Genomic DNA, 11,633 nt, shown 5'->3' on the forward strand with positions numbered 1-11,633 from the left:
CGCCGGTACGGCCCCCTCCGCGCCGGTCCGGTGCCCGGTACACCGCCGCGGCCACCACACGCCGTAGCGGCCGGTGCGCCACCGCGCCTCAGGGCAAGGCCGCACTCGCCTCCGCGGCCGCGCCGGAAGCGGACGGCCGCGGGGCCTGCGACGGCGTCCTGCCGCGCCGCGCCAGCGGCACCACCAGGGGCGTACCGGTCTCCGGGTCGTCGATGACCTGTGCACGGACCCCGAAGACCCGCTCGACGAGCCCGGCGGTGACCACGTCCCCCGGCGGACCCTCCGCGGCGATCCTCCCACCCCGCATGGCGATCAGATGGGTGGCGTAGCGCGCCGCCTGGTTGAGGTCGTGCAGCACCGCGACGAGCGTGCGGCCCTGCGTCTCGTGCAGTTCGGCGCAGAGGTCGAGGACCTCCAGCTGGTGCTGGATGTCGAGGAAGGTGGTCGGCTCGTCGAGGAGCAGCAGCGGCGTCTGCTGCGCCAGCGCCATCGCGATCCACACCCGCTGGCGCTGCCCGCCGGACAGCTCGTCGACATAGCGGTCGGCGAGTTCGGCGACCCCGGTCGCCGCCATCGACTCCCGGACGATCCGCTCGTCCTCCTGCGACCACTGGCGCAGCAGGCCCTGGTGCGGGTACCGGCCCCGGGCCACCAGGTCCCCGACGGTGATGCCGTCGGGGGCCACCGACGACTGGGGCAGCAGCCCGAGCGTCCGCGCGACCTTCCTCGCGGGCATGGACTGGATCGTCTGCCCGTCCAGCAGCACCCGGCCCTGACTGGGCTTCAGCATCCGTGAGAGCGCCCGCAGCAGCGTGGACTTCCCGCACGCGTTCGGGCCGACGATGACCGTGAACGAGTTGTCGGGTATCGCGACCGAGAGGTCCTCGGCGATCACCCGCCGGTCGTAGGCGAGGGTGACCGACTCCGCGGTGAGGCGCTGCATGGAGGTACTCCTGGGGTTCTTCTCGGTCCGGTACGGCCCGGCGCTGCCGGGCCCGGCCTGGGCCGACGTGTCCGGCCCGCCGACTTGGGCCGCCGTGTCCGGCCCCCCGGCTTGGGCCGTCATATCCGGCCCCCGGTCCGGGCCGTCATATCCGGCCCGCCTTGCGTTCGGTGACGAGCAGCCAGAGCAGGTAGACGCCGCCGAGCACCCCGGTGACGACACCGACCGGCAGCCGGCGGTCGCCGAACGCCGAGGTGGCCACCCAGTCGGCGACGACCAGCAGGGCGGCGCCCAGCACGGCGCTCGCGGCCACGTTCGGACCGGGCGAGCGGGTGAGCCGGCGGGCGAGCTGCGGGGCGCTGAGCGCCACGAAGACGATCGGGCCCGCCGCGGCCGTGGCGACGGCGGTCAGCAGCACCGCGGAGCCCATCAGCACGGCGCGGGTCCGTTCGACGCGGATGCCGAGCGCGTACGCGGCGTCGTCGCCCATCTCCAGCATCCGCAGGGGCCGCCCGTAGGCCAGGGACAGCGGGATGAGCACCGCGCAGACGGCGAGCAGCGGCCAGAACTGGCTCCAGTCGAGGCCGTCGAGCGAGCCCGTCATCCACGTGACGGCCCGGGTGGCGTCGACGAGGTCGGCCTTGGTGACGAGGTAGTGGATGGCGCCGGTGAGCATCGCGGCGATGCCGATGCCCACCAGCACCAGCCGGTAGCCGTGCACGCCCCGCTTCCAGGCGAGGAGGTAGACGGCCGCGCCGGTCGCCAGTCCGCCGGCCATCGCGCCGCCCGCGGTGGCGAAGGCGTCGCCCCCGAACAGCACGATCACCGTCAGCGCGCCGACGCTCGAGCCCTGGGCGAATCCGAGCACGTCCGGACTGCCCAGCGGATTGCGCGAGATGGACTGGAAGAGCGCCCCGCCGACCGCGAGCGCCGCACCGACCAGCAGCGCCACCAGGACCCGCGGCAGCCGTACGTCCCGGACGATGAACTCCTGCGCGGCTGTGCCGTCGCCGAGCAGGGTGGCGACGACCTCGCCGGGCGCCATCGGGAAGTCACCGCTGCCGACGAGCACGACGGCGGCGGCCAGCGCGGCGGCCAGCAGCAGCAGGACGGCGAGGGCCGCCCTCGGGTCCACCCGCACGGACAGCCCGCCCGGGGTGCGTATCGCCTTCACGGCCTTCACAGCTGCGCCATCCTCTTGCGCCGTACGAGATGGATGAACACGGGTCCGCCGATGAACGCGGTGACCACGCCGACCTGCAGCTCCGAGGGACGGGCGACCATCCGGCCGACGACGTCCGACCCGAGCAGCAGCACGGGCGACAGCACGGCGGCGTACGGCAGGATCCACCGCATGTCGGGGCCGGTGACGGCCCGGACGAGATGCGGGACCATCAGCCCGATGAACACGATGGGCCCGCAGGCGGCGGTCGCCGCACCGCACAGCAGGGTGACCGCGACCATGGCCAGCACCCGGGTCCGGTTGACATGGGCGCCCAGGGCACGGGCGGTGTCTTCGCCCATCTCCATTGCGTTGAGCGGCCGGGCGATCAGCAGGGCCAGCACCACCCCGGCGGCGATGAAGGGCGTCACCTTGCCGATCGTCGCGGGATCGGCCGAGGCGAGCGAGCCGACGGTCCAGAAGCGCAGCCGGTCCAGGGCCGCCGAGTCCAGCAGCTGCACGGCGTTGACATAGCCGAACAGCGCGGCCGTGGCGGCCGTACCGGCGAGCGCGAGCCGTACCGGCGTGGCACCGCGACTGCCGCCCAGCACGTACACGGCCACCGAGACCACGCCGGCGCCGAGAAGGGCGAACCACACGTACTCGGAGATCGAGGTGACCCCGAGGAAGCTGATGGCCGTGACGACCGCGGCGGCCGCGCCCGCGTTGACCCCGAGCAGACCGGGCTCGGCGAGCGGATTGCGGGTCAGCGCCTGCATCACCGCACCGGAGAGGCCCAGGGCGACGCCCACCAGAAGGCCGAGCACCGTCCTCGGCACCCGGACATCGCGGATCACCACGTCGTTGCCGGTACCGGTGTTCTGGAAGAGCCCGTGCCACACATCGGCGACCGGTACCGGCTTGGCACCGATCGCGATGCTCGCGACACAGACCAGTATCAGGACGGCGACGGCGAGCAGCAGACCGGCCGCGCGCAGCGCATGGCGCCCACCCGGCTCGGGCGCGGATGCCGCGGCCGTCCGGTCCGCGCTCTGTTCGGGAGGACTGTCGACCAACACGCGGTTAGGTTAGCCTACCCTGCCAACTCGCCCTGCCGGGGGGAGCGATCCGGGTCCCATCCCGCCGCGTCCGCTCACCGGCCGGTGTCTTCCCCGCCTGCGGCGACCCGCCCCTCCCCGCCGGCCCCGCCCTCCGGTGCGTTCACCGGTGCGTTCACCGGCCGGCGCCTTCCCGGCCTCCCGGCAACCGGCCCCGGTCCCCCGTGTCCGTTCACCAGCCCAGCCGGGCCAGGGCCTTCCCCGCCTCGGGCGACCGGTCCCCGTCCCCCGCATACGTCCACGCCGCCGCACACAGTGCCCGCAGCCCGTCGAGCCGCCCGCCGTCCCCGTCGATCACCAGCGCGTCCCCCCGCACGGATGCCGTCCAGCCACCGCAGGCGAACCCCTCACCTGAACCGGCGGACCTCACCTCGGGCTGTCCGGTGAGCAGCCCCCTCAGGTCCTCGTCCACGTAGGTCGGCCGGTGCTTCGGCTCCGCACGCAGCAGCTGCGCCGGGTCCGTCACCCCCGTCAGCACCAGCAGCGAGTCCACCCCGCCGTTGAACGCGCCCTCGATGTCGGTGTCGAGCCGGTCCCCGATCACCAGTGGCCGCTCGGCGCCGGTCCGCAGGACCGTCTCCCGGTGCATCGGCGGCAGCGGCTTCCCCGCGACCTGCGGCCGGCGGCCGGTCGCGATCCGCACGGCCTCGACCGCCGCGCCGTTCCCCGGCGCGATCCCCCGCGCACTCGGGATCGTCAGGTCCGTGTTCGACGCGAACCACGGCACCCCGCGCGCCACCGCGTACGACGCCTCGGCGAGCCGGCCCCACGTCAGCTCCGGGCCGCCGTACCCCTGGACCACGGCCGCCGGGTCGTCGTCCGCCGAGTCCACCGGCTCCAGACCGCGCTCGCGCAGCGCCACCCGCAGCCCCTCACCGCCGATGACGAGCACCCGCGAACCCGCCGGGACCTGTTCGGCGATCAGCCGGGCCACGGCCTGTGCCGAGGTGATCACATCGTGGGCCTGCGCGGGCACGCCCAGTTCGGTGAGGTGCGCCGCCACCGCCTCCGGCGTGCGCAGGGCGTTGTTCGTGACGTACGCCAGATGCATCCCGCCGTCGCGCGCCGTCCGCAGGGACGCCACCGCGTGCGGCACGGGCTCCCCTCCGGCGTACACCACCCCGTCGAGGTCGAGCAGAGCCGTGTCGTACACCTCGCTGAGCGGCCGCGCGCTGCCGCCCGGCCTGGTTCCGCCCTGCTCACCCATGCCGCTCCGCTCCTCACTCCCGGCTCCCGGTCCACCCGGCCGGAGCCCTCGATCCGTGGCGCGCCCCGATCTCGCGCGCTCCCCCGATCATCGCTCATCCCACCGGCCACATACGATGCACCAATGAGCGCGCGAGGTGACAGGGCAGCCGAGGGTCTGCACATGGTCCCGTTCCGTGGACTCCGCTACGTCCCCGAGCGGGTCGGCAGCCTCGCCGCGGTGACCTCGCCCCCCTACGACGTCGTCGTACGGCCCGACGGGCTGCACCATCTCGAGTCCGCGGACCCGTACAACATCGTCCGGCTGATCCTCCCCCAGGCGGCGACCGCCAGCGCGCGCCACGAACAGGCCGCCGAGACCCTCGAACGCTGGGTCGCCGAGGGCGTCCTCGCCCCCGACCCGCAGCCCGCGCTGTACGTCTACGAGCAGCGCCGGGGCGTCATCCTGCAGCGCGGCATCATCGGGGCGCTGGCCCTCTCCGCCCCCGAGGAGGGCGTCGTCCTCCCGCACGAGGACGTGATGCCGCACGTGGTGGCCGACCGCACGGACCTGATGCGCACCACCGGCGCCAATCTCGAACCGCTGCTGCTGACCTACCGCAGCGAGGGTCCCGCGAACGGGGCGAGCGCGGTCATCGAACGCGTCATCCACGAGGAACCCCTGCTGTCGACGACCACCGAGGACGGGTTCAGCCACCGCCTCTGGTCGGTCACCGACGCCGGCGACCTCGCCGACATCGCCGCCGACCTGGCCCGCCAGCAGGCGCTGATCGCCGACGGCCACCACCGCTGGGCCACCTACCTCCAGCTCCGCGACGAGCAACGCACGCCCGGTGCCTGGAGCTACGGCCTGGTCCTGCTCATCGACACCGCCCGCTATCCCCTCCAGGTCAGGGCCATCCACCGGCTGCTGAACCGGCTGCCGGTCGCGGACGCGCTCGCCGCGGTGGACGGGCTGTTCCGGGTACGCCGGATCGACGGGCCGCTGTCGCACGCCCTCGGCGCCCTGGCGGAGGCCGTCGGCGAGGGCAACGCGTACGTTCTCGCCGGGGACGGCCGCTTCCATCTGATCGACCGGCCCGACCCCGCGCTCCTGGAGCGTACGGTCCCGGCCGACCGCCCGGACGCCTGGCGCCGGCTCGACGCGACCGTGCTCCACGCCACCCTGCTGGAGCGGATCTGGCACATCCCGGACTCGCCCGAGCAGATCACCTACATCCACGACACGGAGGCCGCGGTGGTCCAGGCGGAGCGCCGAGGTGGCACAGCCGTGCTGATGCACCCCGTACGCGAGGAGGTCGTGCGGGACCTGGCCCGGCAGGGTGTCACGATGCCCCGCAAGTCGACGTCCTTCGGCCCGAAGCCGGCGACGGGACTGGTACTGCGCAGCCTGAGCCTGGACTGACGGACCCCGGCACGCCGGGCGCAGGGCGAGGAGAGGCTCGGTACGAGGAGGACCCGGCGCCCGAGCTGTTCCGCTCGGGCGCCGGGCCCTCGGTCGTCGTGCGTGCCCTCCGTCGGCGACGCGGGATCAGGCCCTGCCGCCGCCGTCCTGGTCATCTCCCGTGGAGCTTGCGGGAGTTGCGGATTCGGCCGTTGCGCCTTCGGACGGGGCGGCGGGAGCACCGTCGCCCGGGTTGCGTACGGCGGCACCCTCGGCACCCTCGGCACCCTCGGCACCGTCAGCGTTCCCGGCGGGCTCGTCGGTCCCGGCGTCCGCCGCCCCGTCGCCGTTGCCGGCGTCGGCGTCGGCGTCGGCGTCGGCGTCGGCGTCGGCCAGCGCATCGACGAACTCCACGCCGTCCAGCTCGGCAAGCCGGTCGGAGGCGTCGGTCGAACCGTCCTTGTCCGCCTCGACGGCCTTCGCGAACCACTCGCGCGCCTCGGTCTCCCGGTCGGCGGCCAGAAGTGCGTCGGCGTACGCGTACCGAAGCCGCGCGGTCCACGGCTGCACCGCGTTCGACGCCAGTTCGGGGCTCTGCAGCGTCACGATGGCCGCGTCCAGTTGACCCATGTCCCGGCGGGCACCCGCGGCGACGAGCCGCATCTCGACCTGGCCGGCCTTGTCGAGCTTCTGCACCTCGGCCTCACCGGCCATCGCCAGCGCCCGCTCGGGCCGGCCCATGCCGCGCTCGCAGTCGGCCATGACGGGCCAGAGCTCGACACCGCCGGTCATCCGGCGCGCGGCACGGAACTCCGCCAGCGCCTCCGGGTACCGCTGGGTCGCGTAGGCGGCGAACCCTGCGGCCTCCCGCACCGCGGCCACCCGGGACGCGAGCCGCAGCGCCACGCGGGAGTACCCGTACGCCTGCTCCGGCTCCTCGTCGATCAGCCGCGCGACCATGACGAGGTTCCTCGCGACGTCCTCGGCGAGCGTCCTGGGCAGGCTCTGCAGCTCCTGGCGGACGTCCTTGTCGATCTCCTCACCGGTGACGTCCTCGGGAATCGGCAGCCGCTTGATCGGCTCCCGGTCCCTGTCCCTCCCCCGGTCGTCACGCCGATCGTCCCGGCGACCGTACCCTCCACGGTCGCCACCGGCACGATCGCCCCCGCGGGGCCGCCCGTAGCCACCGCGGTCGTCATCCCGTCGCGGCCCACGCGGCCTCTCGTCACGACGCGGCCCACGCTCATCACGACGGTCATCACGACGGAAGCCACCGCGATCGTCGTCACCGCGCGGCCCACGCTCATCACGACGCTCATCACGGCGCCCATAACCGCCGCGGTCATCACGCCGACCGTCGCGGCGCCCGTAACCGCCGCGGTCGTCGTCACGACGCGGACCGCCGTAGCCACCACGGCTCTCATAGCCGCCGCGGCCCTCACGACGGAAACCACCACGGTCGTCATCACGACGCGGCCCACGCTCATCACGACGGTCATCGCGACGGAAGCCGCCGCGGTCGTCGTCACGACGCGGACCGCCGTAACCACCACGGCTCTCATAGCCGCCGCGGCCCTCACGACGGAAACCACCACGGTCGTCATCACCACGCGGCCCACGCGGCCGATCGTCACGACGCCCAGAACCGCCGCGGTCATCACGCCGATCGTCACGACGCCCGTAACCGCCGCGGTCGTCGTCACGACGCGGACCGCCGTAACCACCACGGCCCTCGTAGCCGCCGCGGCCCTCACGACGGAAACCACCACGCTCATCGTCACGACGCGGCCCACGCTCATCACGACGGTCATCACGCCGATCGTCACGACGCCCATAGGCACGCTCGTCACGAGGGAAGCGGCCGTCACGGCCGTCGTCCCGGCGGTCGTCACGACGTCCGTAACCACGGTCGTCGCGGGGGAAGGAGCCACCGCGGGCTCGATCGTCGCGACGCGGTCCACCGCGGTCGTCGCGGCGGTAACCGCCCCCACGGTTGTCGTCCCGACGCGGGCCCCCGCGATAGCCGCCCCGATCGCCGCCACCGTCTCGGCGGCGCGGCTCGCGCTCAGGACGATCGTCGGCTGAGTTGGTGGGCATCGGTGAGGCTCCTGTCTTTGGGTACCGCAGTCAATTCTCGCGCAGTCGGCCGGCCGACGCGCTTCGGGAAACATGCAAAACAAAAGGACCCGTGGTCCCAGCTGAACGCTGGGACCACGGGTCCTGAAAGATTGTTCGGCGGCGTCCTACTCTCCCACAGGGTCCCCCCTGCAGTACCATCGGCGCTGAAAGGCTTAGCTTCCGGGTTCGGAATGTAACCGGGCGTTTCCCTAACGCTATGACCACCGAAACCCTATCAAACCATCGAACCAGCCGACCAGCACCCCACCACCGGCGGTAACGCGGTCTCGGCATGTTCGCAACTTCAGAACAAACACAGTGGACGCGAGCAACTGAGGACAAGCCCTCGGCCTATTAGTACCGGTCAACTCCACCAGTCACCTGGCTTCCATATCCGGCCTATCAACCCAGTCGTCTACTGGGAGCCTTACCCCATCAAGTGGGTGGGAGTCCTCATCTCGAAGCAGGCTTCCCGCTTAGATGCTTTCAGCGGTTATCCCTCCCGAACGTAGCCAACCAGCCATGCCCTTGGCAGGACAACTGGCACACCAGAGGTTCGTCCGTCCCGGTCCTCTCGTACTAGGGACAGCCCTTCTCAAGACTCCTACGCGCACAGCGGATAGGGACCGAACTGTCTCACGACGTTCTAAACCCAGCTCGCGTACCGCTTTAATGGGCGAACAGCCCAACCCTTGGGACCGACTCCAGCCCCAGGATGCGACGAGCCGACATCGAGGTGCCAAACCATCCCGTCGATATGGACTCTTGGGGAAGATCAGCCTGTTATCCCCGGGGTACCTTTTATCCGTTGAGCGACGGCGCTTCCACAAGCCACCGCCGGATCACTAGTCCCGACTTTCGTCCCTGCTCGACCCGTCGGTCTCACAGTCAAGCTCCCTTGTGCACTTACACTCAACACCTGATTGCCAACCAGGCTGAGGGAACCTTTGGGCGCCTCCGTTACCCTTTAGGAGGCAACCGCCCCAGTTAAACTACCCATCAGACACTGTCCCTGATCCGGATCACGGACCCAGGTTAGACATCCAGCACGACCAGAGTGGTATTTCAACGACGACTCCACCTGAACTGGCGTCCAAGCTTCACAGTCTCCCACCTATCCTACACAAGCCGAACCGAACACCAATATCAAACTGTAGTAAAGGTCCCGGGGTCTTTCCGTCCTGCTGCGCGAAACGAGCATCTTTACTCGTAGTGCAATTTCACCGGGCCTATGGTTGAGACAGTCGAGAAGTCGTTACGCCATTCGTGCAGGTCGGAACTTACCCGACAAGGAATTTCGCTACCTTAGGATGGTTATAGTTACCACCGCCGTTTACTGGCGCTTAAGTTCTCAGCTTCGCCCCACCGAAATGGAGCTAACCGGTCCCCTTAACGTTCCAGCACCGGGCAGGCGTCAGTCCGTATACATCGCCTTACGGCTTCGCACGGACCTGTGTTTTTAGTAAACAGTCGCTTCTCGCTGGTCTCTGCGGCCACCCCCAGCTCAGAGTGCAAGACTCATCACCAGGCGTGGCCCCCCTTCTCCCGAAGTTACGGGGGCATTTTGCCGAGTTCCTTAACCATAGTTCACCCGAACGCCTCGGTATTCTCTACCTGACCACCTGAGTCGGTTTAGGGTACGGGCCGCCATGAAACTCGCTAGAGGCTTTTCTCGACAGCATAGGATCATCCACTTCACCACAATCGGCTCGGCATCAGGTCTCACCCACATGAGAGACGGATTTGCCTATCTCTCGGGCTACACCCTTACCCCGGGACAACCACCGCCCGGGCTGGACTACCTTCCTGCGTCACCCCATCGCTTACCTACTACCACCTCGGGTCAGCGGCTCCACCACTCCGACCTCGTCCGAAGACTCAGCCGGCGGCTTCACGGCCTTAGCATTAATGGGCTCGATACTGGGCGTTTCAAAGCGGGTACCGGAATATCAACCGGTTGTCCATCGACTACGCCTGTCGGCCTCGCCTTAGGTCCCGACTTACCCTGGGCAGATCAGCTTGACCCAGGAACCCTTAGTCAATCGGCGCACACGTTTCCCACGTGTGTATCGCTACTCATGCCTGCATTCTCACTCGTGAACCGTCCACAACTCGCTTCCACGGCTGCTTCACCCGGCACACGACGCTCCCCTACCCATCACAGCACCCGTTAGGGCTACCTGCTGCAATGACACGACTTCGGCGGTACGCTTGAGCCCCGCTACATTGTCGGCGCGGAATCACTTGACCAGTGAGCTATTACGCACTCTTTCAAGGGTGGCTGCTTCTAAGCCAACCTCCTGGTTGTCTCTGCGACTCCACATCCTTTCCCACTTAGCGTACGCTTAGGGGCCTTAGTCGATGCTCTGGGCTGTTTCCCTCTCGACCATGGAGCTTATCCCCCACAGTCTCACTGCCGCGCTCTCACTTACCGGCATTCGGAGTTTGGCTAAGGTCAGTAACCCGGTAGGGCCCATCGCCTATCCAGTGCTCTACCTCCGGCAAGAAACACACGACGCTGCACCTAAATGCATTTCGGGGAGAACCAGCTATCACGGAGTTTGATTGGCCTTTCACCCCTAACCACAGGTCATCCCCCAGGTTTTCAACCCTGGTGGGTTCGGTCCTCCACGAAGTCTTACCTCCGCTTCAACCTGCCCATGGCTAGATCACTCCGCTTCGGGTCTAGAGCGTGCAACTCAAACGCCCTCTTCGGACTCGCTTTCGCTACGGCTTCCCCACACGGGTTAACCTCGCTACACACCGCTAACTCGCAGGCTCATTCTTCAAAAGGCACGCAGTCACGAGACGCACCCCAAAGGACACGTCCGACGCTCCCACGGCTTGTAGGCACACGGTTTCAGGTACTATTTCACTCCGCTCCCGCGGTACTTTTCACCATTCCCTCACGGTACTATCCGCTATCGGTCACCAGGGAATATTTAGGCTTAGCGGGTGGTCCCGCCAGATTCACACGGGATTTCTCGGGCCCCGTGCTACTTGGGAATAACTCAAACGAGCCGCTAACGTTTCAGCTACGGGGGTCTTACCCTCTACGCCGGGCCTTTCGCATGCCCTTCGCCTACATCAACGGTTTCTCACTCGCCTCATCGCCGGCAGACGATGAAAGAGCAATCCCACAACCCCGCATGCGCAACCCCTGCCGGGTCTCACACACATACGGTTTGGCCTCATCCAGTTTCGCTCGCCACTACTCCCGGAATCACGGTTGTTTTCTCTTCCTGAGGGTACTGAGATGTTTCACTTCCCCTCGTTCCCTCCACACTGCCTATGTGTTCAGCAGCGGGTGACAGCCCATGACGACTGCCGGGTTTCCCCATTCGGACACCCCCGGATCACAGCTCGGTTGACAGCTCCCCGGGGCCTATCGCGGCCTCCCACGTCCTTCATCGGTTCCTGGTGCCAAGGCATCCACCGTGCGCCCTTAAAAACTTGGCCACAGATGCTCGCGTCCACTGTGCAGTTCTCAAGCAACGACCAGCCACCCACCACCCCCAACCCAACGGCTGGAGTTCACTGGGGCCGGCGTACCAAGGGACAAGCCACAACGGCCCGTGCCCTCAGACACCCAACAGCGTGCCCGACACCCTCACCGACCCCCGTCTCGTTCCACGCTCCGAAGAGCAGTACTAGAAACCGGGGAAACCGGTCGAGTGTGCCGAGTAGTCAACGTTCCACCCA

7 protein-coding genes and 2 rRNA genes are annotated in these 11,633 nt (G+C 68.8%); 1 reads left to right on the top strand and 8 read right to left on the bottom strand.

All coding sequences use genetic code 11. The annotated features are described in order from the left end of the window. Positions 1-88 precede the first annotated feature (88 nt). The 4 genes from DDW44_RS07325 to DDW44_RS07340 form a co-directional block, all read right to left on the bottom strand. The gene (locus tag DDW44_RS07325; protein WP_051093204.1) at positions 89-943 is read right to left on the bottom strand and encodes an ABC transporter ATP-binding protein; all 855 of its coding nucleotides are present in this window, start codon (positions 941-943) and stop codon (positions 89-91) included. Between the two features lie 145 nt (positions 944-1,088). After that, positions 1,089-2,126, bottom strand: coding sequence for a FecCD family ABC transporter permease (locus DDW44_RS07330; protein ID WP_017945261.1), 1,038 nt, complete (start codon positions 2,124-2,126; stop codon positions 1,089-1,091). After that, positions 2,123-3,184, bottom strand: coding sequence for a FecCD family ABC transporter permease (locus DDW44_RS07335; RefSeq protein ID WP_167455478.1), 1,062 nt, complete (start codon positions 3,182-3,184; stop codon positions 2,123-2,125). Before DDW44_RS07335 ends, DDW44_RS07330 begins: the two co-directional genes overlap by 4 nt. A 211-nt stretch (positions 3,185-3,395) precedes the next feature. Continuing rightward, positions 3,396-4,430, bottom strand: a complete 1,035-nt coding sequence (locus DDW44_RS07340; protein WP_018892731.1) for an HAD-IIA family hydrolase — start codon at positions 4,428-4,430, stop codon at positions 3,396-3,398. Between the two features lie 123 nt (positions 4,431-4,553). Here DDW44_RS07340 and DDW44_RS07345 point away from each other — a divergent pair, with 123 nt between their 5' ends. Next, the gene (locus tag DDW44_RS07345; protein WP_240800678.1) at positions 4,554-5,834 is read left to right on the top strand and encodes a DUF1015 domain-containing protein; all 1,281 of its coding nucleotides are present in this window, start codon (positions 4,554-4,556) and stop codon (positions 5,832-5,834) included. 126 nt (positions 5,835-5,960) lie between these two features. Here DDW44_RS07345 and DDW44_RS07350 read toward each other — a convergent pair whose 3' ends face one another. The 4 genes from DDW44_RS07350 to DDW44_RS07365 form a co-directional block, all read right to left on the bottom strand. Continuing rightward, on the bottom strand, positions 5,961-6,848 hold the full coding sequence (locus DDW44_RS07350; RefSeq protein WP_341867087.1) for a hypothetical protein: 888 nt from the start codon (positions 6,846-6,848) through the stop codon (positions 5,961-5,963). Continuing rightward, positions 6,758-7,855, bottom strand: a complete 1,098-nt coding sequence (locus DDW44_RS32635) for a hypothetical protein (protein WP_108905923.1) — start codon at positions 7,853-7,855, stop codon at positions 6,758-6,760. Before DDW44_RS32635 ends, DDW44_RS07350 begins: the two co-directional genes overlap by 91 nt. A gap of 188 nt (positions 7,856-8,043) precedes the next feature. Then, positions 8,044-8,160: ribosomal RNA gene (gene rrf / locus DDW44_RS07360) — 5S ribosomal RNA — on the bottom strand. Positions 8,161-8,265: 105 nt separating this feature from the next. Next, positions 8,266-11,390 (bottom strand): 23S ribosomal RNA (locus tag DDW44_RS07365). Between the last annotated feature and the right edge of the window lie 243 nt (positions 11,391-11,633).

Source organism: Streptomyces tirandamycinicus, from assembly GCF_003097515.1.
Lineage (GTDB): Bacteria > Actinomycetota > Actinomycetes > Streptomycetales > Streptomycetaceae > Streptomyces > Streptomyces tirandamycinicus.